This is a genomic window from Vibrio taketomensis (assembly GCF_009938165.1).
Lineage (GTDB): Bacteria > Pseudomonadota > Gammaproteobacteria > Enterobacterales > Vibrionaceae > Vibrio > Vibrio taketomensis.
Genome location: NZ_AP019649.1, coordinates 780,867 through 805,946, shown reverse-complemented (window position 1 = coordinate 805,946; position 25,080 = coordinate 780,867). Strand labels below are relative to the sequence as shown.

17 protein-coding genes and 4 pseudogenes are annotated in these 25,080 nt (G+C 44.6%); 10 read left to right on the top strand and 11 right to left on the bottom strand.

The features are described from left to right. Position 1: 1 nt before the first annotated feature. From sucA to sdhC, 5 genes are all read right to left on the bottom strand, one after another. Positions 2 to 2,857 carry a 2-oxoglutarate dehydrogenase E1 component gene (gene sucA, locus Vt282_RS03725; protein WP_162062589.1) on the bottom strand — a complete coding sequence of 952 codons (2,856 nt, stop codon included), beginning with the start codon at positions 2,855 to 2,857 and terminating at the stop codon, positions 2 to 4. Between the two features lie 101 nt (positions 2,858 to 2,958). Continuing rightward, the gene (locus tag Vt282_RS03720) at positions 2,959 to 3,669 is read right to left on the bottom strand and encodes a succinate dehydrogenase iron-sulfur subunit (protein ID WP_162046908.1); all 711 of its coding nucleotides are present in this window, start codon (positions 3,667 to 3,669) and stop codon (positions 2,959 to 2,961) included. Between the two features lie 14 nt (positions 3,670 to 3,683). Beyond that, on the bottom strand, positions 3,684 to 5,450 hold the full coding sequence (gene sdhA, locus Vt282_RS03715) for a succinate dehydrogenase flavoprotein subunit (RefSeq protein ID WP_162046909.1): 1,767 nt from the start codon (positions 5,448 to 5,450) through the stop codon (positions 3,684 to 3,686). Beyond that, a complete protein-coding gene (sdhD, locus tag Vt282_RS03710; RefSeq protein WP_162046910.1) occupies positions 5,451 to 5,795 on the bottom strand; it encodes a succinate dehydrogenase, hydrophobic membrane anchor protein in 345 nt (114 codons plus the stop codon). It lies immediately after the preceding gene. Continuing rightward, the gene (gene sdhC / locus Vt282_RS03705) at positions 5,789 to 6,181 is read right to left on the bottom strand and encodes a succinate dehydrogenase cytochrome b556 subunit (RefSeq protein ID WP_162046911.1); all 393 of its coding nucleotides are present in this window, start codon (positions 6,179 to 6,181) and stop codon (positions 5,789 to 5,791) included. Before sdhC ends, sdhD begins: the two co-directional genes overlap by 7 nt. Before the next feature lie 397 nt (positions 6,182 to 6,578). On the opposite strand from sdhC, the gene Vt282_RS03700 reads away from it, so the two are divergent. Further along, positions 6,579 to 7,868 carry a citrate synthase gene (locus Vt282_RS03700; RefSeq protein ID WP_162046912.1) on the top strand — a complete coding sequence of 430 codons (1,290 nt, stop codon included), beginning with the start codon at positions 6,579 to 6,581 and terminating at the stop codon, positions 7,866 to 7,868. Positions 7,869 to 7,946: 78 nt separating this feature from the next. Here the strand turns inward: Vt282_RS03700 and Vt282_RS03695 are convergent. Next, a pseudogene (locus Vt282_RS03695) lies at positions 7,947 to 8,704 on the bottom strand (Nif3-like dinuclear metal center hexameric protein). 90 nt (positions 8,705 to 8,794) lie between these two features. Between Vt282_RS03695 and Vt282_RS03690 the strand changes: the two are divergent. Then, positions 8,795 to 9,547 carry a DUF1853 family protein gene (locus tag Vt282_RS03690; protein ID WP_162062588.1) on the top strand — a complete coding sequence of 251 codons (753 nt, stop codon included), beginning with the start codon at positions 8,795 to 8,797 and terminating at the stop codon, positions 9,545 to 9,547. 146 nt (positions 9,548 to 9,693) lie between these two features. Here the strand turns inward: Vt282_RS03690 and pgm are convergent, their stop codons facing one another. Together pgm and seqA are read right to left on the bottom strand one after the other, a co-directional pair. Next, the gene (gene pgm / locus Vt282_RS03685) at positions 9,694 to 11,340 is read right to left on the bottom strand and encodes a phosphoglucomutase (alpha-D-glucose-1,6-bisphosphate-dependent) (protein WP_162046915.1); all 1,647 of its coding nucleotides are present in this window, start codon (positions 11,338 to 11,340) and stop codon (positions 9,694 to 9,696) included. Between the two features lie 77 nt (positions 11,341 to 11,417). Next, a complete protein-coding gene (seqA, locus tag Vt282_RS03680) occupies positions 11,418 to 11,957 on the bottom strand; it encodes a replication initiation negative regulator SeqA (RefSeq protein WP_162046916.1) in 540 nt (179 codons plus the stop codon). 93 nt (positions 11,958 to 12,050) lie between these two features. Between seqA and Vt282_RS03675 the strand changes: the two are divergent. The 3 genes and pseudogenes from Vt282_RS03675 (at position 12,051) to fldA (ending at position 13,700) form a co-directional block, all read left to right on the top strand. Then, a pseudogene (locus tag Vt282_RS03675) lies at positions 12,051 to 12,814 on the top strand (alpha/beta fold hydrolase). Positions 12,815 to 12,898: 84 nt separating this feature from the next. Then, positions 12,899 to 13,120 carry a DUF2788 domain-containing protein gene (locus tag Vt282_RS03670; RefSeq protein WP_162046918.1) on the top strand — a complete coding sequence of 74 codons (222 nt, stop codon included), beginning with the start codon at positions 12,899 to 12,901 and terminating at the stop codon, positions 13,118 to 13,120. Between the two features lie 47 nt (positions 13,121 to 13,167). Beyond that, positions 13,168 to 13,700: pseudogene (gene fldA / locus Vt282_RS03665) on the top strand (flavodoxin FldA). A 29-nt stretch (positions 13,701 to 13,729) separates the two neighbouring features. Here the strand turns inward: fldA and Vt282_RS03660 are convergent. Continuing rightward, positions 13,730 to 14,227 carry a DUF4442 domain-containing protein gene (locus Vt282_RS03660; RefSeq protein WP_162062587.1) on the bottom strand — a complete coding sequence of 166 codons (498 nt, stop codon included), beginning with the start codon at positions 14,225 to 14,227 and terminating at the stop codon, positions 13,730 to 13,732. A 200-nt stretch (positions 14,228 to 14,427) separates the two neighbouring features. Between Vt282_RS03660 and fcrX the strand changes: the two genes are divergently transcribed. Further along, complete coding sequence (fcrX, locus tag Vt282_RS03655; RefSeq protein WP_162062586.1) at positions 14,428 to 14,874, top strand: ferric iron uptake transcriptional regulator FcrX; 447 nt, start codon at positions 14,428 to 14,430, stop codon at positions 14,872 to 14,874. A 112-nt stretch (positions 14,875 to 14,986) separates the two neighbouring features. Here the strand turns inward: fcrX and glnS are convergent, their stop codons facing one another. Together glnS and nagE are read right to left on the bottom strand one after the other, a co-directional pair. After that, positions 14,987 to 16,657, bottom strand: a complete 1,671-nt coding sequence (glnS, locus tag Vt282_RS03650; protein ID WP_162062585.1) for a glutamine--tRNA ligase — start codon at positions 16,655 to 16,657, stop codon at positions 14,987 to 14,989. 321 nt (positions 16,658 to 16,978) lie between these two features. Continuing rightward, positions 16,979 to 18,472, bottom strand: a complete 1,494-nt coding sequence (gene nagE / locus Vt282_RS03645; RefSeq protein WP_162046922.1) for an N-acetylglucosamine-specific PTS transporter subunit IIBC — start codon at positions 18,470 to 18,472, stop codon at positions 16,979 to 16,981. A 476-nt stretch (positions 18,473 to 18,948) separates the two neighbouring features. Here nagE and nagA point away from each other — a divergent pair, with 476 nt between their 5' ends. The 4 genes and pseudogenes from nagA to asnB all read left to right on the top strand — a co-directional run bounded on the left by nagA (position 18,949) and on the right by asnB (position 24,826). After that, positions 18,949 to 20,085 (top strand): N-acetylglucosamine-6-phosphate deacetylase, encoded by a 1,137-nt coding sequence (gene nagA, locus Vt282_RS03640; protein WP_162046923.1) that lies wholly within the window; start codon positions 18,949 to 18,951, stop codon positions 20,083 to 20,085. A 2-nt stretch (positions 20,086 to 20,087) separates the two neighbouring features. Continuing rightward, a pseudogene (nagC, locus tag Vt282_RS03635) lies at positions 20,088 to 21,301 on the top strand (DNA-binding transcriptional regulator NagC). Between the two features lie 84 nt (positions 21,302 to 21,385). Next, the gene (locus tag Vt282_RS03630; protein WP_162062584.1) at positions 21,386 to 22,969 is read left to right on the top strand and encodes a cation:proton antiporter; all 1,584 of its coding nucleotides are present in this window, start codon (positions 21,386 to 21,388) and stop codon (positions 22,967 to 22,969) included. A gap of 195 nt (positions 22,970 to 23,164) precedes the next feature. After that, the gene (gene asnB / locus Vt282_RS03625; RefSeq protein ID WP_162062583.1) at positions 23,165 to 24,826 is read left to right on the top strand and encodes an asparagine synthase B; all 1,662 of its coding nucleotides are present in this window, start codon (positions 23,165 to 23,167) and stop codon (positions 24,824 to 24,826) included. Positions 24,827 to 25,080: the final 254 nt, after the last annotated feature.

Sequence of the window (25,080 nt, the reverse complement as noted above, 5' to 3'; positions counted from 1 at the left end):
CTTATACTTCTAGTTCTTTATCTGAGGTTTTAGAGTCTGATGTATTAGAACCAGTGGTCAAAGCATCTTCGATTAACGCTTTTTGTTGTTTCAAGTGAACCGACATGTAACCTACTGCCGGAGATGCTGAAGCAGGACGACCCGCATACTTTAGTTCTGCGCTAGTTGGTATCGCTGCGCGGAAATTGTGCTGGCTACAGTACCAAGCGCCTTGGTTTTGCGGCTCTTCTTGGCACCAGACAAAATCTTCAACATTGGTGTATTGAGCGATGGCTTCTTTAACCTCTTCCAATGGGAATGGGTAAAGCTGCTCAATACGTACGATGGCCACATCGTCTTGCTCGTTTTTACGACGCTGTTCAAGAAGATCGAAATACACCTTGCCGGAACAGAACACCACGCGTTTCACTTTGCTTGCATCTAGCTCGTCAATCTCGCCAATCGCAGGAAGGAAAGTTCCTTCAGCTAAATCTTCTAAACTCGAAATACATAGTGGATGACGCAACAGTGATTTCGGTGACATCACCACCAAAGGACGACGCATCGGACGCACCACTTGACGGCGAATCATGTGGTAAACCTGTGCTGGTGTTGATGGCACAACAACCTGCATATTTTGTTCAGCACACAATTGCAAGTAGCGCTCGAGACGTGCAGACGAGTGCTCTGGGCCTTGGCCTTCATAACCGTGAGGAAGCAGCATCGTCAGACCACATAAACGTGCCCACTTTTGCTCACCAGACGAAATAAACTGGTCAATAACAACTTGTGCACCGTTAGCAAAATCACCAAACTGTGCTTCCCAAATCGTCAAACCGCCTGGCTCTGCAGTCGCATAACCATATTCAAACGCCAATACCGCCTCTTCTGATAATACTGAATCGATAACTTGGAATGGCCCTTGTTTATCGTGAATATTGGCTAACGGGATGTATGTGCTCGCATCTGATTGGTTGTGCAAAACAGAATGGCGGTGGAAGAAAGTACCACGTCCTGAATCTTGGCCTGAGATACGAATACGCTTGCCATCATCCAACAATGTGGCATAAGCCAATGTTTCAGCCATGCCCCAGTCAATCGCTTTTTCACCGCTCATCATGGCTAAACGATCGTTGTATAGCTTGTTCACGCGGCTTTGCAGTTTATGACTATCTGGGTACTGGCAAAGTTTGTTACCTAACTCAACCAAACGCGCTTTGTCATACTGACTGTTCCATGGCGTATCCCAGTCATGACCAATAAATGGTGACCAGTCTACAGAGTGAAGAGCCATAGGGCGCCACTCTTTAACCACTACCTCACCACGATCCAAGGCGTCCCGATATTCGTTGACCATTTGAGTCGCACTTTCAATCGTGTCGTCACCGCGCTCAATAAGCACATCTGCGTACAATTTGCGTGGTGTTGGATGTTTTTTGATCTTTTGGTACATCAAAGGTTGAGTCGCATTTGGCTCATCCGCTTCATTGTGACCATGGCGACGATAACAAACGAGATCAATCACGACATCACGTTTAAATTCATTACGGTAATCCAACGCAATGCGCGTAACAAACGCCACGGCCTCTGGATCATCTGCATTCACGTGGAAAATCGGTGCCTGCACCATCTTAGCAATATCAGTACAGTACATGGTTGAACGGGTGTCATTTGGATTCGACGTTGTGAAACCAACTTGGTTGTTCACCACAATACGAACCGTGCCCCCAACGCGATAACCACGAGATTGCGACATATTAAATGTCTCAGCTACCACACCTTGACCAGCAATTGCCGAATCGCCATGAATAGTAATAGGTAGTACCGTGCTACCGTTTTTATCACCCAAACGGTCCTGACGCGCGCGCACAGAACCAATAACAACTGGATTTACAATCTCTAAGTGCGATGGGTTAAACGCCAAAGCCAGGTGAACATCACCGCCCGGGGTAGCGAAATCGGCAGAGAAACCTTGGTGATATTTCACATCACCGGTCCCCCAAGAATCACCATGCTTACCAGCAAACTCATCAAACAAGTCTTGTGGTTTCTTACCCAACACGTTAACCAACATGTTCAAGCGGCCACGGTGTGCCATACCAATCACGACTTCTCGCATGCCATTTTTACCAGCATGACGAATCAGTTCTTTAGTCATTGGGATTAAGGCATCACCACCTTCAAGAGAGAAGCGCTTTGCACCTGGGAATTTTGCACCCAAATAACGCTCAAGACCTTCCGCAGCAGTTAACTCCTCGAGAAAGTCTCGTTTTTCTTCTGCACTAAACGTTGGCTGTCCAACCACTGGCTCTAAGCGTTGTTGAATCCAACGTTTTTGCTCAGTGTCCGTCATGTGCATGTACTCAGCACCAATTGAACCACAGTAGATCTTCTTCAAAGATGCATAGATATCTTTTAGCTTCATGGTCTCTTGACCAATCGCAAATGAACCTACATTGAATGTTTCTTCTAAGTCATCTTGAGTAAGGTTGTGGAACGCGGGATCTAGTTCAGCCACCGGGGGGCGGTTCCATAGACCGAGAGGATCAAGATCAGCCGCCTCATGACCGCGGAAGCGATAAGCGTTGATCAGTTGAAGAACTTTAACTTGTTTAGCATCGACATCAGGGTCACTAACTTGGACATTGTAATGCTTTGTTTCTTGAGCGAGTCGACGGAAGTAATCACGGACGCGTGAGTGTGGTTGTTCCACCACATCTGACGATGGCTTAGGTAAACCATCAAATACACGAATCCACTCCTCACTTACCAGATCGGGATCACTGAGATACAGTTCGTAGAGATCCTCTACGTAGGCCGCATTAGCGCCTGCCAAGTGTGAAGACTCGAGCCATGCCTTCATCACACCGTTGTGCATATTTTCCCTTAACCAGTAGTTTTCACGTTTGCCGCGGTCTATGCCGCGCTTCTATGGAATAGGCCGCTACTCCTCAGAGCAGCGGCAATCTTATTACGTCACTAAACCGAGCGATTGACCAACATCGACTTGATGTGTCCAATTGCTTTAGTCGGATTTAGTCCCTTAGGACAAACACTTACACAATTCATGATGCCATGGCAACGAAAAACACTAAATGCATCATCGAGATCGGACAAACGTTCATCAGTTGCAGTATCTCGGCTATCGATTAGCCAACGATAAGCAGCTAAAAGGCCTGCAGGTCCCACAAACTTGTCAGGGTTCCACCAGAAAGAAGGACAAGAAGTGGTACAACACGCACACATGATACATTCATACAATCCATCGAGGTGAGCACGCTCATCCGGCGATTGAAGATTTTCGCGAGATGGTGGCATCGCACCATCAGCAATCAAGAACGGCTTCACCTTGGCATAGTTGTCGTAGAACTGAGTCATATCGACAATTAAATCACGCACTACCGGTAAGCCTGGTAATGGGCGAATCACAACAGTGCCACCAGTTAAAGCAGACAGCGGAGTGATACACGCCAGACCATTTTTGCCATTCATGTTCAAACCATCAGAGCCACATACACCCTCGCGGCAAGAACGGCGGAACGAGATGGTTGGATCTTGTTCTTTCAGCATGATGAGCGCATCGAGCACCATCATATCTGAGCCTTCTTCTACCTCAAGTGTGTAGTCCTTCATGTAAGGTTTATTGTCTACATCAGGGTTATAACGGTACAAAGAGAAGTTAACTTTCATTTTATTTTCCTCCCTTAGTACGTACGAACTTTCGGCGGAAACGCATCACGATGCACAGGCGTCATGTTAACGTCACGCTTAGACATCTGTTCAGTTTCCGGATTGTAAATTGAATGGCATAACCAGTTCTCATCATCACGCTCTGGATAATCAAAGCGAGCATGCGCACCGCGGCTTTCGGTACGGTAGTTTGCGGCAACTGCAGTAGAGAATGCGGTTTCCATCAAGTTATCCAACTCAAGACACTCGATACGCTGGGTATTGAACTCTTTTGACTTATCAGATAAGTGCGCCTCTTTCAGACGGTCGCGAATCACTTTTAGCTCTTCTAGACCTGTAGCCATTGCATCGCCTTCACGGAATACCGAGAAGCTGTTTTGCATACATTGTTGGAGATCTTTTCGAATTTGGAATGGGTCTTCGCCACTCGCGCTGTTCTCCCAGCGCATAGTACGAGCCAGAGATGCTTCAATATCTGACTCAGATGCTGGACGCGCTTCTGATTGCGCCGCCAATGTCTCACCAAGGTGTAGACCTGTCGCACGACCAAACACCACCAAATCAAGCAGTGAATTACCACCCAAACGGTTTGCGCCATGTACCGATACGGATGCAATCTCACCACAAGCAAACAAGCCTTGAACTTCTACATCGCTACCGTCAGATGTCTGCTTAATCGCTTGACCAGAAACTTGCGTTGGTACGCCACCCATCATGTAGTGACAAGTTGGAATAACAGGGATTGGTTCTTTAACCGGATCTACGTGCGCAAAGGTACGAGACAACTCGCAGATACCCGGTAGTCGCGATTCAAGCACCTCTTTACCAAGGTGATCCAATTTCAATTTAATATGTGGACCCCATGGACCATCACAGCCGCGACCTTCGCGGATCTCAATCATCATAGAGCGCGCGACCACGTCTCGACCTGCAAGGTCTTTCGCGTTTGGTGCGTAACGCTCCATGAAACGTTCACCATCTTTATTCAGCAGGTAACCGCCTTCACCACGACAACCTTCCGTGACCAGAACGCCTGCGCCTGCGATGCCTGTTGGGTGGAACTGCCACATTTCCATATCTTGCATTGGCACACCAGCTCGCAGTGCCATACCAACGCCATCCCCTGTGTTGATATGAGCGTTAGTCGTTGATGCATAAATACGTCCTGCACCACCGGTAGCAAGAATGGTCGCTTTCGATTTGAAGTAAACAATCTCACCGGTTTCCATGCAGATAGCCGTACAACCTACCACGGCACCGTCTTGGTTCTTAACCAAATCCAGCGCATACCACTCTGAGAAGATCATGGTTTTGTGTTTAACATTTTGCTGGTAAAGCGTATGCAATAACGCGTGACCAGTACGGTCAGCCGCAGCGGCTGTGCGGGCCGCTTGCTCGCCACCAAATTCTTTTGATTGACCGCCAAAAGGACGCTGGTAAATAGTGCCATTATCAAAACGAGAAAACGGTAAACCCATTTTCTCAAGTTCAATCACTGACTCAGGACCATTTTTACACATGTATTCGATAGCATTTTGGTCACCAATATAATCCGAACCTTTCACGGTATCGTACATGTGCCACTGCCAATCGTCTTGGTGCGAATTCCCCAGAGCAACCGTAATACCGCCTTGAGCAGAGACAGTGTGCGAACGCGTTGGGAAAACTTTAGAAAGTAGAGCACAGCTTAAGCCTTGCTCAGAAATTTGTAGTGCAGCACGCATACCTGCGCCGCCCGCGCCGATAACAACGGCATCGAATTCACGAACTGGAATAGACACTTAGGCACCCCACAGAATAAACAGACCAGAGAAGAAGTAGCCAAGTAGTAGCGCTACCACACCAACTTGCAGACCACCTCGCAATTTTGCGCATTTGATGTAGTCTGTGAGTACTTGCCACAAACCGATCCATGCATGAATTAACACGCATGTCAGTGCAACCATCGTAAATGCCTTATTGAAGTTACCAGCAAAAAACTGGCTCCAAGACACATAGTTGAGGTCTGTAAAGGCACAAAAGCCGACTAAATAAATGGTGTATAAGGTCATGATAATGGCGGTGGCACGAATCAATAGGAAATCGTGGACACCATTGCGACCAAATGATGAAACGTGGTTTACCATACCAGAATCCCCGCAAGTAAAGACAAGGCAGCTGTGATAGCAAAAGAAACTTTCGCGCTCTTCGCACCAGTGTCCAGTTCTTCAAAATAGCCAAGGTCCATCAGCAAGTGACGGATGCCACCCACGATGTGGTAGGCTAATGCGGTAAGGATTCCCCAAAGGATAAACGTAAAAAACCAGCCATCAACGATGTCTGCGGCTTCTTTAAATCCGAGGGGGGAAGATAATGACAAAGACAGCAACCACAATAGGATTCCGACTGCTACGAATGTGATCACACCTGTCACTCGATGGAGAATAGATGCGATTGCAGTGATCGGAAAGCTAATGGTCTGCAAGTCTAGGTTTACAGGTCTTGACTTTCTTTCTTTCACGGGCTTGCTCACTCAGCTCACTAGAGCATTTATAGTTATTTAAGAAACTTGGAAGCCAAACACTGCAAAATGATAACAATTTCACAACAATCAACCCTGTAAGCAATCGAGTTATTTGTAAAATATTTGTTAACAAGGATTTTAAAGAACCTAATTCATTATTCTTTCTATCCTTGAATTTATTAGGTTTCTCCCAAATTTCACGACACCAATATACGGCTGGTAACATTCTAATACAATTGCTGTAACAATTTTTGCTACACAGAACAGATTTTTAACTTATTACGTGCAAAAAATCATAACAAGAGCACACATCAGAGGAGAAAAATTGACTTTATTAACGAACAGACGTACAAAAATGGCACACAAACATCCTGGATGGATTAAAAAATAAACAAAGGAGATTGTTATGGCGGATAAGAAAGCGACCCTTCACATTGAAGGTATTGCGCCGGTCGAACTGCCAATTATGGACGGGACTATTGGTCCTCAAGTAATTGACGTTCGCAAACTTGGAGCCAATGGCTACTTTACATTTGACCCAGGTTTTCTTGCCACTGCATCTTGTGAATCTCAAATCACCTATATCGATGGTGGTAAAGGCGTGTTGTTACATCGCGGCTTCCCAATCGATCAATTGGCAAACAACGCTGATTACTTAGAAGTCTGTTATATCCTTCTTTACGGTGAAGCCCCAACCCGTGAGCAATACGAGAAATTTAAAACGACGGTTACTCGTCATACTATGGTGCATGAGCAAATCGCTAGCTTCTTCCATGGTTTCCGTCGTGACGCCCACCCGATGGCGGTCATGTGTGGTGTAGTTGGTGCTCTCGCAGCCTTCTATCACGATTCACTCGATATCAACAACGATGTACACCGTGAAATCGCGGCATATCGTCTACTATCGAAAATGCCTACCCTGGCCTCAATGTGTTACAAATACACGATTGGCCAGCCATTTATCTATCCTCGCAATGACCTAAACTACGCAGAAAACTTCCTCCACATGATGTTTGCGAACCCATGTGAAGAGTATGAAGTGAACCCAGTCGTTGCTCGTGCGATGGATAAAATCTTTACCCTACACGCAGACCACGAACAGAACGCATCTACATCAACTGTTCGTCTTGCTGGTTCTTCTGGTGCGAACCCATTTGCTTGTATCGCGGCCGGTATCGCATCTCTTTGGGGCCCTGCTCATGGTGGTGCTAACGAAGCCTGTCTGAAAATGCTTGAAGAGATCGGCAGCGTGGATAACATCCCAGAGTTTGTTGAACGTGCGAAAGACAAAGATGACCCATTCCGTCTCATGGGCTTTGGTCACCGCGTTTACAAAAACTACGACCCACGTGCGACAGTAATGCGCGAAGCGTGTCACGAAGTACTGACCGAACTGAACATTTCAGATCCATTGCTTGACGTTGCAATGGAACTAGAGCGTATTGCTCTATCTGATGAATACTTTGTTGAGAAAAAACTTTACCCGAACGTAGACTTCTATTCAGGTATCATTCTAAAAGCGATTGGTATTCCTGTATCGATGTTTACTGTAATCTTCGCGATGTCTCGTACCATCGGCTGGATTGCACACTGGAATGAAATGCACAGTGATCCTTCAAACCGCATTGGTCGTCCTCGTCAGCTATACACTGGTGAAGTCCAACGTGAGTTCCGCCCACTGCATGAGCGCGAATAAGCAATAAGGCGATAAGCAAAGGGCTGACACTTTCGTGTCAGCCCTTTCATTTTTAAAGCAAGAAACGTTCTAAATTCTTTAAACCGGATTATCAATATCGATAAAGGTCACATCTAAGCCATGCTCAGTAGCAAGCCACTCGCCCAAAGCCTTAATACCGTAACGTTCTGTCGCATGATGGCCTGCCGAGAAGTAATGAATATCCAATTCACGCGCAGTGTATGTGGTGCGTTCTGAAATCTCACCCGAAATAAATGCATCCAAGCCAAATTGTGCCGCCAACTCAATATAGTCTTGGCCGCCTCCAGTACACCAACCTATAGTTGAAATCAGCTTGTCCGCGTTCTCTGGGGCGATATGCAGAGGTGTTCTATCCAACACTGCATCAATACGTTTAGCAAGCTCAGCGCCGCTTAGAGGCTGTTTAAAGCGACCATACATAGCAACCGATTGAGGATGCCCTTCCAAACCACCTTCCACTTCGATCTCTAATAAACGAGCTAATTCAGCGTTATTACCGAGTTCAGGATGAATATCTAACGGTAAATGATAGCCATACAGGTTAACGTCGCTTTTAATTAAAGTGCGAATACGTTTACCTTTCATACCACGAATAGGTTCTGGCTCGCCTTTCCAAAAATACCCATGATGTACGAGTAGCGCATCAGCACCTAGCTCTACGGCCTTATCAATTAAAGCTTGTGAAGCGGTGACACCCGTCACCACTTTACTAATTTGCGCACTACCCTCAACCTGCAGGCCATTCGGGCTGTAATCTTTAATCAATTGCGGTGAGAGTTTTTCGTTAAGTATCTTTCAAGTTGTAGATTATTCATTCGACTTTCCAGTATCCTGACTTTAGCGAAAGTTATAACAACTTCACTCTCAATTGTCGAAACAAACCCTAAAGCAAATAGTGAGCAGATATGAGTGCACTGGACGAGTTTTATCAATGGATCACCACCAGCCCAAACCTTATCGAGCATCATGATGTATTCTGCGATTTAAAGACCTTAAACCCACACCCGCTCGCCAGCAATGCGATGTACAGCGGCAACCAACGCTTGGGATTTATCTATCAGCATTTATGTACTCAAGCTTTTATTAACAGTGCGAACTACCAAGTACTTGCAGAAGAGATCCAACTCTCTGAACAAGGGCGAACATTAGGGGCAATAGACCTCATCGTGCGAAATGAACTCGAGCAAAGAAATGAACATTGGGAAGTCGCGGTAAAGTTCTATCTATTGCACGGTGGTAACTGGTTTGGCCCTAATGCTCATGACCAATTAGAGACCAAGCTGCCCCGCATGCTTAATCACCAACTAGCGATGTCTACTACTTCGCAATTTCATCAACAGCACCCTGAACTAAAAGTAGCCACTCACCGTTTACTCATGCAAGGTAGACTCTATGTTAACCCATTCAATTTCGAGCCTACCCCAACTCACTGCTTAAACTATCCACTAAATGCTTCTCAAATTAGTGGGCGCTGGTGCTATTACTCTCAAGCACATCAAATACAAGAAACCTTGTATGAGCTGCCGAAAATCCGTTGGGCAACAGGAAAAGAACCCAATGCGCCGACTATAGAGCCCAATCCTGAACGATTTATCCACGCCCAAACCGAAAGCGGACAGTTTTGGTTTGTAGTGCCAGATGCGTGGCCAAAACATTGATACAAGAAATGAGATGTAAGAGAGTTTATGTAGAAATGACATACCGACAGAGTTACGAAAAGAGGTTTTGCCGAACATTTTCTACTCTCAAAACAAAAAAAGAGCCGACTTTCGTCAGCTCTTCTCAATCAATATAGCGCTCAGAATTATAAACCCGCGTCTTTAAACACTTGGTTTACGATCTCTTGCGCTTCAGCTTCAATCTGTTTTAGGTGCTCAGCACCTTTAAAGCTTTCGCAGTAAATCTTGTAGATATCTTCAGTACCTGATGGGCGAGCAGCAAACCAACCGTTAGCCGTCGTCACTTTCAAACCGCCAATCGCTGCGCCATTACCAGGAGCATGGGTTAGACGCGCAGTAATTGCATCACCAGCCAATGTTTCTGCCGCCACCATCTCTGGACTGAGCTTTTTCAATACATCTTTCTGTGGGCCGTTTGCGACCGCTTGAATACGGTTGTATTGAGACTCACCATGCTTCGCTGCAAGCTCTTCATAGTAGTCTTGAGGGTTCTTACCTGTAACAGCCGTAATCTCTGCGGCTAATAAACATAGCAAGATGCCATCTTTATCCGTTGACCATGGCGTGCCATCTTTACGTAGGAAAGATGCACCAGCACTCTCTTCACCACCAAAACCAAATTTGCCGGTGTAAAGACCATCTACAAACCATTTGAAGCCCACTGGTACTTCACAAAGTTCACGACCAAGGTCAGCAACGACACGGTCAATCAATGCACTTGAAACCAGTGTTTTACCGACGGCAACGTCTTGACCCCAACCTTCACGGTGACGGTATAGATAATCAATACAAACGGCTAAGAAGTGGTTTGGATTCATCAAGCCTTTTGGCGTCACGATACCATGGCGATCATAATCAGGATCGTTACCAAACGCTAAATCATACTCGTCTTTTAGTGCCAATAGGCCTGCCATTGCGTAAGGTGATGAGCAGTCCATACGAACCACGCCATCTTTATCTAATGACATAAATTGGAAACTTGGATCAACCGCTTCGCTGACCAAAGTAAGATCGAGATTGTATGCCTGAGCAATTTGACGCCAGTAGTCAATACCGCTGCCACCCAATGGATCAACACCGATTTTTAGCCCAGCGTTTTGAATCGCTGCCATATCGATAACGTTAACTAGATCGTCAACATATGGCTTCACCAAATCCATTTGCTTAAACAGAGGTGACGCTTTCGCTTGCGCCAACGGCATGCGTTTTACACCTTGTAGACCTTCTGCGATCAAGACGTTTGCACGACCTTCGATCGCTTTTGTCAATGCATCTTCCGCAGGACCGCCATGTGTTGGGTTGTACTTAATTCCGCCATCTTGAGGAGGGTTATGTGATGGCGTAATAACAATACCATCCGCTTTGCTCTCATGAACGAGGTTGTAAGTCAAAATAGCATGAGACACACCTGGAGTCGGAGTGTAACCATTGTCTTGCTGAACAATCACCTCAATGCCATTCGCCACCAGTACTTCAATAACACTAGCAAACGCTGGCTCTGATAAGGCGTGGGTATCTTTACCCACAAACAGCGGGCCAGTCGTGCCTTGCTCAGCACGCACTTCAGCAATCGCCTGAGCAATCGCTAAAATATGATTTTCGTTAAAACTTGATTTATCCGCTGTACCGCGGTGACCAGAAGTACCAAATTCCACTTTATGAGCGGGATTCGACGGGTCCGGTTGCAAGAGAAAATAATTAGATACTAATGCTGGAATATTGTGCAGATCCTGCTGCTGAGCCTTTTGTCCGGCTCTTGGGTGCATAGCCATTTTGACGTCCTTTGTAAAAACAAAATATAGAAAAGCCTCATAACAACTATTTATTATGAGGCTTGTAATTTCTTGGCTTAAATTGAGTTTGCCACTTTCTCTGCTAAGTCAGCAGGTAAACTCATACGAGACATTAGTTGCTCAACCATTTGTCTCTTGCGGCTAGTGTTGTTGTTGGTGATAACCCAAAACGGTGACGATGGAATTGCTTTTGGCTTGGTAGTGTTACCACTTGCAAGCAATGTTTGCTCATTATCAGCAAAATAAACGCGCTTACGACCTTTCACCTGTGTTGCTTCAGAGAAGCCCTCAGGATCAAGGCGATGAAGCGTTGATAGAACCATCATAAAGCGATCGATCGCTTTTTTAAGACCCGCAAATTCATCAGAGATCAACAGTGAGCGCATTTCTTTTACGCAATCCACCTGTACATCTTTTACTGCATCTTTGCTCACAACAATACCTTGCGGAGCTTGTGTCGCTTGTGGCGCGGCAACCGAAGTGTCTCCATCCACATTCAACAAACGGCGCAAAATATCCGAAGCGCTCTCACCAATGTGGCGTGTTTGACTTGCGATGTAACGGTATAGATCCTCATCAACCTCAATTGTTTTCATTCGCTTTTCACAATCTCTATGTTTAAACTCTGTGGCGATTATAGCGAGATCTTCTCCCAGACTCTACGATAAACCAGTCACGAATAAGATAAAATGTCACAACTGCTCAACTACAAACTTGAAGGTGAGGGTCACACCATCGTTTTGATCCACGGCTTATTTGGAAATTTAGACAATCTTGGATTGCTAGCGCGAAATTTAAAGCTTGATCATCAGGTGCTTAGTATCGATCTACGCAACCATGGTCAATCCTTTCAATCTAAAACGCACACCTACCAAAGCCAAGCAGAAGATGTCTGCCGCCTGCTTGAGCATTTAAACATTAGTGACTTCAGCCTGATTGGTCACTCAATGGGTGGGAAAGTGGCGATGAAAGTCGCTGAGTTAATGAAAAATAAGGTGAGACAATTGGTTGTGCTCGACATCGCCCCTGTCGATTACCAAGTACAGCGTCACGACAACGTATTCAATGGACTCAAAGCTGTAAATGAGGCAAAACCAAGCACGCGTAAGCAAGCACTTGAAGTACTCGCCGAACACATCGAAATCGAGGGCGTTCGTCAATTTCTCGGTAAGTCACTCTATAAACAAGACGATCACCTCGCTTGGCGCTTTAACGTAGAAAATCTGTGGAGCAACTATCGTAACATTATGGGATGGCAACCCATTTCAACCATAGCAACACCAACTCTTTTCGTTAAAGGGGCTAATTCCGATTATTTACAAGCGGAACATCAAAGCCAAATTCAAGCACAATTTAGCCAAGCAAAGCGCACATCATCGCCAACACTGGACACTGGCTACATGCGGAAAAACCAGAAGAAGTATTACGAACTATTCGTAAATTTATTGCGTAAACATAAAGTGACTATCTTCCACATTAACTTTGGGAGTTAACAGTGGTATAGTGGCGCGCATGTAAATTGGCATAAAGGGATATCATGCTATACGACTACATGAACAAGTTGGAATCCATTGGGCTTGATCTACTGTTCGCCTCGATCTTTTTCCTGATCGGCATGGCGATAAAAGATGTACTTCATGCCGGTAATGTTCCTCCATTTGGTCGTAGAATAGTATGGTTGGTGCTGTTCCTAGGTTGCGCTGGATTTGTTGCTAAAGGACTGATTCAGTTAAGTTGGGAAGGCTCAGGTTTAGGCTAATCCTATTTTGATGCTAAAAAATAGACATTATTAAAGGTAACGAATCTATGGCAAGTGTAGGTATCTTCTTTGGTAGCGACACAGGTAACACTGAAGCGATTGCAAAGATGATTCAAAAAGAACTAGGTAAACAACTAGTTCACGTTCAAGACATCGCAAAAAGCAGCAAAGAAGACATCGATAATTTCGATCTTCTGCTACTAGGTATCCCTACTTGGTACTACGGTGAAGCACAATGTGACTGGGATGACTTCTTCCCAGAGCTTGAGCAAATCGACTTCTCTACCAAGCTTGTTGCTATCTTTGGTTGTGGTGACCAAGAAGATTACGCTGAGTACTTCTGTGATGCGATGGGCACTGTACGCGATATCGTTGAATCTAAGGGTGGTACTATTCTGGGTAACACATCGACAGAAAGTTACGAATTCGAAGCGTCTAAAGCACTCGTTGAAGGCGATGACAGCCTATTCGTTGGTTTATGTATCGATGAAGACCGCCAGCCTGAGCTAACAGAAGAGCGCGTGAAAACTGGTGTAAACAAATTCACGAAGAAATGTGCCTAGCCGAGTTAGAAGGCTAAGTCGAAAAAACCTCCGCTTGGAGGTTTTTTTATACCTGAGAAGCAACACTTTCTCGATATTTTGGCTTTTTGCGCACATAAAGCTTACGCTCCACTTCCGCCACGATATTACCCTTCTCATCTTTCACATGGACAATAAAATCCGGTAAGTGTTTTTCACCACTGGCTGTTTCACGGTAAATATGCTCAAGTTCTGCTGAGCTCAATTCAAAATCGGCGTAGAGATCACCCGTTCCAGGTTGAATAAAATTGATGCTCGCTTCCTTATCCCACACGTAATATTGTTCGCCCAAAATACCCATCAACATCAGTGCGTAAATTGGGTCAGTAAGTGAGAAAATGCTGCCGCCATACTGAGTACGATTGGCGTTTTTATTCCACCAGCGCAACTTTAGCTTTACTCTTACCTGACGAAAATCATCACTAATTGAAACAATTTTAATCCCACTTCCCCAAAATGGTGGCCAGCTATTTAAAGCTATTCTTACCAATCTTGGAGTGTAAGCTTTTGAAAAAAAAGAACTCATTTCTCATCTCATCCATGACACTCGACCATAAGTTAAATAATTGTAACAGGACAGACCAGCTTTATCCGTGACACTGCACAACTTTACAAGAAATTCGAGTAACCGCCTGAACTTCGTGGTTTATTGTTCAGCTAACCTGCCCTATAATGGTGGGAATATTGAATTCTGTTAAATACCGCAGATCATCAACAGGAAAGTATATGTCAGACAATAACCAAGCACTTAAGGATGCTGGTCTTAAGGTAACTCTACCGAGACTAAAGATTTTAGAAGTACTACAGCAACCTGACTGTCAACACATCAGTGCTGAAGATTTGTACAAGAAACTGATCGATCTAGGTGAAGAAATTGGCCTTGCGACAGTTTACCGCGTTTTAAACCAATTTGATGATGCTGGTATTGTTACACGTCACCACTTTGAAGGTGGTAAGTCGGTATTTGAACTCTCTACGCAACACCACCATGACCACCTAGTGTGTCTTGACTGTGGCGAAGTTATCGAGTTTTCAGATCCTGTCATTGAACAGCGCCAGCGCGAAATTGCCGCGAAATACAACGTGACGCTAACGAACCACAGCCTTTACCTATACGGTAAATGTGGTGATGGTACGTGTAAAAACAATCCAGACGCTCACAAAGAAAAATAAAGAAAGCGCCGAATGGCGCTTTCTTTATCCTGAATATCCAAACAAAAATTGCTCAACATTCGTGGATACAAAAATGCCAGTCAATCGACTGGCATTTTTTATGACTTAATGATTATTGAGCTTCAATTTTAGCCCAAGTATCACGAAGACCAACAGTACGGTTAAATACCAACTTCTCAGCAGAAGAATCTTTTGCATCTGCACAGAAGTAGCCCATACGCTCAAATTGGTAACCTTTTTCTGCTTCTGCAGAAACTAGGCTTGGCTCTACAAAACCATTCAATACCACTAGAGAATCTGGGTTAATAGTTTCAGCGAAGTTATCTGCTGCTGCTGGGTTTGGTACCGTAAACAAGCGATCGTATAGACGGATTTCAGCCGGTAGACCTTTGTCTGCTGATACCCAGTGGATAACGCCTTTCACTTTGCGACCGTCAGCTGGATTCTTGCCTAGCGTCTCGGCATCGTAAGAACAGAAGATCGTAGTGATATTACCTTCCGCATCTTTCTCGATACGCTCAGCTTTGATCACGTAAGCACCACGTAGACGTACTTCTTTACCTAATACCAAACGCTTGTACTTCTTGTTACCTTCTTCACGGAAGTCTTCACGTTCAATCCAAATTTCACGAGTGAATGGCACTTCACGCTCACCCATCTCAGGTTTGTTTGGATGGTTAGCAACAGTCAACGTTTCAACTTTACCTTCTTCGAAGTTCTCGATCACAATCTTCACTGGATCCAGTACTGCCATCGCACGTGGCGCGTTTTCGTTTAGGTCATCACGAATACAAGACTCCAGTGAGCTCATTTCGATCATGTTGTCTTGCTTAGTTACACCGATACGTTTACAGAACTCACGAATAGATGCCGACGTAAAACCACGACGACGTAGGCCAGAGATAGTAGGCATACGTGGATCGTCCCAACCGTTAACCAATTTCTCAGTCACAAGTTGGTTAAGCTTACGCTTAGACATCACAGTGTATTCTAGGTTTAGACGGCTAAACTCGTACTGACGTGGTTGGCAGTCGATAGTAATGTTGTCTAGAACCCAATCGTATAGACGACGGTTGTCTTGGAATTCAAGTGTACAGATAGAGTGCGTAATGCCCTCTAACGCATCCGAAATACAGTGAGTAAAGTCGTACATTGGGTAGATGCACCACTTGTCACCCGTTTGGTGGTGAGATGCAAAACGTACACGGTAAAGTACTGGATCGCGCATCACGATAAATGATGATGCCATGTCGATCTTCGCACGTAGACACGCCTTACCTTCCTCAAAACCACCGTCACGCATTTTTTCAAATAGCGCTAAGTTTTCTTCCACGCTACGATCACGGTACGGGCTTGGCTTACCTGGTTGAGTCAGTGTGCCACGGTATTCGCGGATCTGCTCAGGACTTAGCTCTTCGACATACGCTAAGCCTTTGATAATTAATTCCACTGCGTATTCGTATAGCTTATCGAAGTAGTTTGATGAGTAACAAATCTCACCATCCCACTCAAAGCCTAACCAAGACACATCATTCTTAATTGACTCAACGTATTCTACGTCTTCTTTTTCTGGGTTTGTGTCGTCGAAACGTAAGTTACACTTACCCTGATAGTCCTGAGCAATACCAAAGTTTAGGCAAATTGACTTAGCGTGACCGATATGCAAGTAGCCATTTGGCTCTGGCGGAAAACGAGTATGCACGCTTGTATGTGTTCCATCGGCTAAATCTTTATCAATGATTTGGCGAATAAAATTCGATGGACGAGCTTCAGCTTCACTCATCTATAACACCTCAGATATTTTAGTATTGTCAGAAAATTGGTTGCGCCTAAGAGCCTAGCTCTCAGGGCGGATAACTTCTAATGATCCATCATTACACGCAAATAGACAACTAGATCTGTACAGAAAAAAGGACAATTTCTCTATAACGCGGAAAAGAGGCGAAATATCAGGATTAAAGACGCTTCGATTGCCCCCCCTTCTTTACGCCCTGTGACTTGCAACCAATAAACAGACGATAAAAAAATCCCCACCATTTGGTGGGGATCTCAATTTAAGTAGTAGTCAGAGGTTCAAATTACTCTGCGCATGCTCTGCAAAGAGTTACGCTGGTAATTCAACGCCGCTTAGATCTTCGTCTTTAGAGACTTTTTTCATCTCACCAGCAACGATTTCAGCTAGAGGGCCAAGGATAACTTGTAGGTTGTTTGTACCTAGTTTAACCACACCCATTGCGCCCAAATCTTTCAGCGTTTTCTCGTTAACGATGCTCATGTCTTTCACTGTTAGGCGTAGACGAGTGATACATGCATCGATTGAGCTTAGGTTGTCGTGACCACCTAGTGCTTTTAGGTATTGGCGAGCTAGCTCAGAAGATTGGCTTGAACCAGAAACTGATGATGTTTCTTGCTCGTCGTCTTCACGACCTGGAGTTTTTAGACCAAACTTAACGATTGCAGTGCGGAATACGAAGTAGTAAACAGCAAAGAAACCTAGACCTTGAACAATCAGCATGTACCAGTCTTTCGCAAGTGGGTTACGAGTTGATAGAACCATATCAACTAGACCTGCTGAGAAACCGAAACCTGCAATCCACTGCATTGATGCTGCGATGTAAACAGACAGACCAGTTAGGGCTGCGTGAAGTACGTATAGACCAGGTGCTAGGAACATGAATGCGAATTCTAGTGGCTCTGTTACACCAGTGAAGAATGAAGCGAATGCTGCAGCGATCATGATTGATGCTACTTTCTCTTTATTCTTAGGCTTCGCACAGTGGTACATAGCTAGTGCTGCACCAGGAAGACCGAACATCATGATTGGGAAGAAACCAGCTTGGTACATACCAGTCACACCAACTGTTGCAGTACCCTCAGCAAGAGATTTCGCGCCACCTAGGAAGTTAGGGATATCGTTGATACCAGCAACGTCGAACCAGAATACTGAGTTTAGTGCGTGGTGTAGACCGACAGGGATCAATAGACGGTTGAAGAATGCGTAAACACCTGCACCAATCTCACCCATACCTTGAATGCTCTCACCAAAGCTTACCAAACCACCGTATACTGTTGGCCACACGTACATTAGGATGAACGCAATAACGATACCAGCAAATGAAGTTAGGATTGGAACTAGACGCTTACCAGAGAAGAATGCAAGAGCTTTGTGCAATTCAACACTTGAGAAACGGTTGTATAGTTCAGCAGATACGATACCAACTAGGATACCAACGAATTGGTTGTTGATTTTACCAAATGCTGCAGGAACTGCGCTTGGATCAATACCTTGAATTTGTGCTACTGCACCCGGAGATAGAAGTGTTGTTACAACTAGGAAACCAACGAAACCAGAAAGTGCTGCTGCACCATCTTTATCTTTTGACATACCGTACGCAACACCCACTGCGAACAGTACAGACATGTTATCAATAATAGCCGCACCCGCTTTGATTAGAAACGCGGCTAACGCACTGTTACCACCCCAACCCGTTGGGTCGATCCAGTAACCAATACCCATAAGTATTGCTGCTGCAGGAAGTGTAGCGACCGGCACCATAAGTGCCTTACCTACCTGCTGGAAGTATCCAAGAATATTCACCTTAAGTTCCCCCTATAGGATTTGTATTTTGGTCGAGCGACTTTTTTCAGTGGCTCAATTTAGTCAAGGCCAGTTTATGATATTAATTTTGCTCCGCAAATTAAAACCTTACCATTTGTGATCGTAATCACCAGAAAAGGGTCTAGCCGAAGGTTTTTGCTAGCGAGATCATAAAACTTATTTTACAATTCAAAAAAATGGCGATTTGAAGATATCATTCGCACTATCAATACACGTTCATATCTGCGTTAGATGTAGATTGAATAAGGCTTCAAGCGTTATAATAAAATTATAAATTAGTACCAAACATTTCGCGATGAAAAGCACACAAGTTGAGAATATTGAGGGCTTTATCTCTCAATAAAAGATATTTTGCGGCCTAATTGAAGCTTACGAATTAAGTAAACGAGTGAGGAATTCCCCTTCAATTTGAATGGCCTTAACACTAGATTTCAATATATAAGGATTAGTCAATCATGTATGCGCTAACTAACTGTAAAATCTATACAGGCAGCGACGTTCTTCGTGACCATGCAGTAGTCATTAATAACGGTGTAATCGTTTCTGTTTCTCCAGTTTCAGAACTTGCAGCGGATATCGAAACTCGTGATCTACAAGGTGCCAACCTTAGCCCAGGTTTTATTGATTTGCAGCTAAACGGCTGTGGCGGCGTGATGTTCAATGATGAAATCACCGCTGACACCATTCAAATTATGCATCAAGCCAACCTAAAATCAGGTTGTACAAGCTTCTTACCTACGCTGATTACATCATCAGATGAAAACATGCGCCAAGCAGTTGCAGCTGCACGTGACTACCACGCGCAATACCAAAACCAATCTCTAGGTTTGCACCTTGAAGGCCCTTACCTTAACGTTGCAAAAAAAGGGATTCACAGCGTTGATTACATCCGTCCTTCAGATAACAGCATGATTGATTTCATGTGTGAAAACGCAGATGTGATTGCGAAAGTAACGCTTGCGCCTGAACACAACAACCCTGAACACATCGAACGTCTTCGTGATGCCGGTATTGTTGTGTCAATTGGCCACACCAATGCCACTTACGCAGAAGCGCGTCAAAGCTTCGAACACGGTATTACTTTTGCCACTCACCTATTTAATGCAATGACCCCAATGGTTGGTCGTGAACCTGGTGTTGTTGGTGCGATTTACGATACAGCAGACGTTTATGCTGGTATCATCGCAGACGGCTTCCATGTCGATTACGCAAATATTCGAATCGCTCACAAAATTAAGGGCGAAAAATTAGTATTAGTGACCGATGCCACAGCTCCTGCCGGTGCTAACATGGATTACTTTATTTTTGTAGGTAAGAAAGTATATTACCGAGATGGTAAGTGTGTTGATGAAAATGGCACACTAGGCGGCTCAGCACTGACAATGATTGAAGCAGTGCAAAATACAGTTGAGCACGTCGGCATCGCTTTGGATGAAGCACTCCGCATGGCCACTTTGTATCCTGCAAAAGCTATCGGTGTAGATCATAAACTAGGCCGCATTAAACCAGGAATGGTTGCAAACCTAACTGTTTTTGATCGTGACTTTACTATCCAAGCGAATATTGTAAACGGACAATACGAGCAAGTATAAACATGAATGGCGGACAAATAGGTAACGTAGATTTAGTTAAACAACTAAATAGTGCAGCAGTCTATCGGTTAATCGATCAGCAAGGTCCGATATCTCGGATTCAGGTGGCTGATGTTAGCCAATTAGCGCCAGCGAGCGTGACAAAAATAACCCGCCAACTTCTTGAGCGCGGCCTTGTTAAAGAGGTCGCCCAACAAGCTTCTACAGGTGGCCGTCGTGCCATCTCTTTAACAACAGAAGTGGAACCTTTCCATTCCGTTGCGGTTCGCTTAGGTCGAGATTACATTCAATTTAGCTTGTTTGATCTCGGCGGCAAAGAACTTGTCAGTGATCACCAAGAATTCTTCTATACCACCCAAGGTGAATTAGTTGATGGCCTGCTTTTGTTCTTGAAGAACTTTATTCAACACAATCAAGCAAGCATCAATCAGCTGATTGCGGTGGGTATCGCCCTACCTGGTCTGGTAAACCCAGAATCTGGTGTGGTTGAATACATGCCAAATATCAACGTCGACAATTTACCTTTGGGCGATTTGATCCTGAATACCTTCCACGTGCCATGTTTTGTTGGTAACGACGTACGTGGTATGGCATTAGCAGAGCACTATTTCGGCGCAAGTAAAGATTGCCAAGACTCTATTTTGGTCAGTGTCCATCGCGGTACAGGCGCTGGTATCATCGTTAACGGTCAAGTTTTCTTGGGTTACAACCGTAACGTCGGTGAAATTGGCCATATTCAAATCGACCCTCTGGGTGAACAGTGCCAGTGCGGCAACTTTGGCTGCTTAGAAACCGTTGCTGCGAACCCAGCAATTGTTGATCGAGTGAAAAAGCTGATTGCACAAGGCTATGAATCTAGCCTGACTCAAGTTGATAGCATTACCATTAAAGAAGTATGTGAACACGCTAATCGCGGCGATGAACTTGCACAGCAAGCGTTGGTACGAGTAGGTAACCAAATCGGTAAAGCGGTCGCGATTACGATTAACCTATTTAACCCACAGAAAGTTATTATTGCAGGTGACATCACTTCTAGTGCCGACATCTTATTCCCTGCGATTCAACGCAACGTAGAAAACCAGTCACTTAAACCTTCCACGCCGAGCTGCCAATCGTTGCTTCACACATCGACAAGCAACAAACATTGAGCGCATTTGCGATGATCAAACGTGCCATGTTAAACGGCGTTTTGTTACAAAAATTGCTCGAAGATTGATAGATTAAGTGACCTCTCGGTTAAAATATGTAGGCTACGTCAATGACGTAGCCTTTGTTTTTGCGGATATAAAATAATTATTGTATGGATTTAATACTGATTTCTGCCGCGTTTGCCGCTGGCTTTATCGCTCTTAAATGTAATCTTCCACCTCTTGTTGGCTTCTTGCTCGCAGGGTTTGGCTTGAATGCGTTTGGCTTTAGTAGCAATGACACTATTATCACTCTCGCCGATCTAGGCGTGACACTGCTTCTTTTCACTATTGGTCTAAAGCTCGATATCAAAACCCTACTGTCTAAAGAAATTTGGGCGGGGGCAACTATTCACAATATCCTATCCACGGCTTTATTCAGTGTGGCGTTACTACTGCTCAAAATCCTCGGCGTTAGTGCTATCGCGGCGATGAGCATAGAACAGATTGTTCTTCTCGGTTTTGCTCTCTCTTTTTCAAGTACCGTATTTGCGGTTAAATCACTGCAAGAAAAGGTGATGAATGCTAACTATGGCACACTTGCCATTGGTATTCTGGTTATGCAGGATATCTTTGCGGTGATTTTCCTCACTGCATCAACAGGAAAAATTCCCGAATGGTACGCGATCGTTCTGTTTGCCCTACCACTTCTGCGCCCTGCGTTCTACAAATTGCTAGACTGGGTTGGTCACGGAGAGATGCTCGTACTATTTGGTGTCTTTTTCGCCCTAGTCGTCGGTGCAGGCCTGTTTGAACTGGTCGGTATGAAAGCGGATTTAGGCGCACTTATCCTAGGCATGCTACTCGCCGGTCATAAAAAAGCCTCTGAGCTTTCAAAGTCACTATTTAACCTCAAGGAACTCTTTTTAGTTTGTTTCTTCTTAAATATCGGTTTGTCTGCGCAACCAACATTAACGGGTTTGGCGCTTGCGTTGCTCTTCTTGTTGATTTTGCCACTGAAAGGCATGCTCTATTTCTTTATTCTCAACGCATTTAAGTTCCGTGTTCGCACCTCATTACTCACTTCACTGAGTCTCTTTAACTTCAGTGAATTCGGCCTTATTGTTGGCGGCTTAGCATTTAAAATGGGCTGGATGAATTCAGATATCCTCGTCGCGCTAGCACTGGCAGTTTCGATATCGTTTGTTCTCGCAGCGCCTATCAACCGTCATGGGCATGAGTTATACCAACGCTCCAGTCGCTGGCTAAAAGAAACCGCCGCTGAAAAAATCAATATTCGCGATCAGTTCATCAATCCTGGTAGCGCTCAAGTACTGATCTTAGGTATGGGCCGTATCGGAACCGGGGCCTACGATGAACTGGTCAGCAACTACGGCAAAATTAGTCTAGGAATAGAAATTCGTGATGACGCGGCGAAACGACACCGAGAAGAAGGACGTAATGTTATTCAGGGCGATGCCACCGACCCTGATTTTTGGGAACGCATCCTTTACACCGCGAACGTGAAATTGGTGTTGCTAGCCATGCCAAATCACCAAGGTAACCAAATTGCTTTAGAGCAACTGCAAGCACGTAAATTTAAAGGACAAATAGCCGCGATTGCAGAATACCAAGATCAAATGGACAGTTTACTTGAGCAAGGTGTTGATGCCGCATTCAATATTTACAGTGAAGCAGGTGCCGGTTTTGCCAATAATGTGTGTGATCAGTTACATCCTGAATTTCATCGACAATAACCACACAAAAATATGCTAATTTGCGTTAAAATCCACCAGATGGTGGATTTTTTTAACAAAAGGAAATATATTAAATGCTATCTAATTGAATGGGTATTTTGTCATCTTTTTTATCGCTTAAGGTTGCATTTATTAATCTGAATGGCAATTTTATAGTCAAAGAGATAAACAAAATTTAACTGAGGGAAGTGCTATGTGTTCAATTTTGGGATTTTAGATATAAAAACAGATACCACGCAGCTTCGTCCAATCGCATTGGAAATGTCTAAAAAATTACGTCACCGTGGTCCAGATTGGTCAGGAATTTACGCGTCTGACAACGCGATTCTTGCGCACGAGCGTTTGGCAATCGTCGGTCTAAATAGTGGCGCGCAGCCTATTTATAGCCCGAGTGGTAAGCAGGTATTGGCTGTTAACGGTGAAATCTACAACCACAAAGAGATTCGTGCGCGTTACCAAGATAAATACGACTTCCAAACGGACTCAGACTGTGAAGTTATCCTTGCTCTATATCAAGAAATGGGCGAAGCGCTACTCGAAGAACTAAACGGCATCTTCGCTTTTGCACTTTACGATGAAGAGAAAGATCAATATCTAATCGGTCGTGACCACATCGGCATCATTCCGCTCTACCAAGGCTATGACGAGCACGGTAACTACTATGTTGCCTCTGAAATGAAAGCTCTAGTTCCAGTGTGTAAAACCATCAGTGAGTTCCCTCCAGGCAGTTACTACGGCAGCGCGGATAGCGAACCACAACGTTACTATGTGCGTGATTGGAATGAGTTCGCAGCGGTTGAAAACAACCATTCAAGCAAAGAAGAACTGACAGCAGCGCTTGAGGCCGCGGTAAAACGCCAACTAATGACAGATGTACCTTATGGTGTATTACTCTCCGGTGGCCTTGATTCTTCGATTACCTCGGCAGTAGCAAAACGCTTTGCTGCGATGCGCATCGAAGATGATGAAAAATCTGAAGCATGGTGGCCACAACTGCACTCTTTTGCGATTGGCTTAGAAGGCGCGCCTGATTTGAAAGCAGCGCGTGAAGTGGCAGACCAAATCGGTACTGTACACCATGAAATGACCTACACCATTCAAGAAGGCTTAGATGCGATTCGTGATGTGATCTACCACATTGAAACCTATGATGTGACCACCATCCGAGCTTCAACGCCAATGTATTTAATGGGTCGCAAAATCAAAGCGATGGGCATCAAGATGGTGTTATCTGGCGAAGGTGCTGACGAAATCTTTGGCGGCTATTTGTACTTCCATAAAGCACCAAATGCGAAAGAGTTCCATGAAGAGACTGTGCGTAAGCTGCTAGCACTTAACATGTTCGACTGTGCGCGCGCCAATAAATCATTAGCCGCTTGGGGCGTTGAAGGACGAGTACCTTTCCTAGATAAAGAGTTTATTGATGTCGCAATGCGTCTCAACCCTGCAGACAAAATGTGTGGTAACGGCAAGATGGAGAAACACATTCTGCGTGAATGTTTTGAACACTACCTACCTGAATCAATCGCGTGGCGTCAAAAAGAGCAGTTCTCTGACGGTGTAGGTTACAGCTGGATTGATACTTTACGTGCCGTTGCCGATGAAAAAGTGACTGATCAGCAACTGGAAACCGCAGCTTATCGTTTCCCATACAACACACCTACAACCAAAGAAGGTTACGTATATCGCGAGATCTTTGAAGAGCTATTCCCGCTACCTTCGGCAGCAGAATGTGTCCCTGGAGGACCTTCGGTAGCTTGTTCATCAGCCAAAGCAATTGAATGGGATGAATCGTTTAAAAACAACGCGGATCCATCCGGTCGAGCAGTCAAAGCCGTCCATAATGACGCTTACTAATCCATTATTTTTTGAACGATAAAGGGCGCTCCGCGCCCTTTTATTCCTTTCAAACTCAATTTTACGTCAAACGGAATTTTTGCAAGCTAAGTTTTAACTTGTGAAATTTCGCCACAAGTGACCGCAAACCACCAAAAACCTACACTTGTCACATTAGTCATGCAAATTCCAACAATTTAATAATTTGCAATGATTTATTTTCTAATGTATAGATGATGCCCACATAAAATTCTTTAACAATAAGCATTAGTAAA

Coding starts and splice junctions, on each gene's coding strand:
- Vt282_RS03720 (WP_162046908.1), bottom strand. CDS start 3,669: ATGAAAGTTAACTTCTCTTTGTACCGTTATAACCCTGATGTAGACAAT.
- Vt282_RS03690 (WP_162062588.1), top strand. CDS start 8,795: ATGAGTGCACTGGACGAGTTTTATCAATGGATCACCACCAGCCCAAAC.
- glnS (WP_162062585.1), bottom strand. CDS start 16,657: ATGAGTGAAGCTGAAGCTCGTCCATCGAATTTTATTCGCCAAATCATT.
- nagA (WP_162046923.1), top strand. CDS start 18,949: ATGTATGCGCTAACTAACTGTAAAATCTATACAGGCAGCGACGTTCTT.
- fcrX (WP_162062586.1), top strand. CDS start 14,428: ATGTCAGACAATAACCAAGCACTTAAGGATGCTGGTCTTAAGGTAACT.
- Vt282_RS03670 (WP_162046918.1), top strand. CDS start 12,899: ATGCTATACGACTACATGAACAAGTTGGAATCCATTGGGCTTGATCTA.
- Vt282_RS03660 (WP_162062587.1), bottom strand. CDS start 14,227: ATGAGTTCTTTTTTTTCAAAAGCTTACACTCCAAGATTGGTAAGAATA.
- pgm (WP_162046915.1), bottom strand. CDS start 11,340: ATGGCTATGCACCCAAGAGCCGGACAAAAGGCTCAGCAGCAGGATCTG.
- Vt282_RS03700 (WP_162046912.1), top strand. CDS start 6,579: ATGGCGGATAAGAAAGCGACCCTTCACATTGAAGGTATTGCGCCGGTC.
- seqA (WP_162046916.1), bottom strand. CDS start 11,957: ATGAAAACAATTGAGGTTGATGAGGATCTATACCGTTACATCGCAAGT.
- sdhD (WP_162046910.1), bottom strand. CDS start 5,795: ATGGTAAACCACGTTTCATCATTTGGTCGCAATGGTGTCCACGATTTC.
- Vt282_RS03630 (WP_162062584.1), top strand. CDS start 21,386: ATGGATTTAATACTGATTTCTGCCGCGTTTGCCGCTGGCTTTATCGCT.
- sucA (WP_162062589.1), bottom strand. CDS start 2,857: ATGCACAACGGTGTGATGAAGGCATGGCTCGAGTCTTCACACTTGGCA.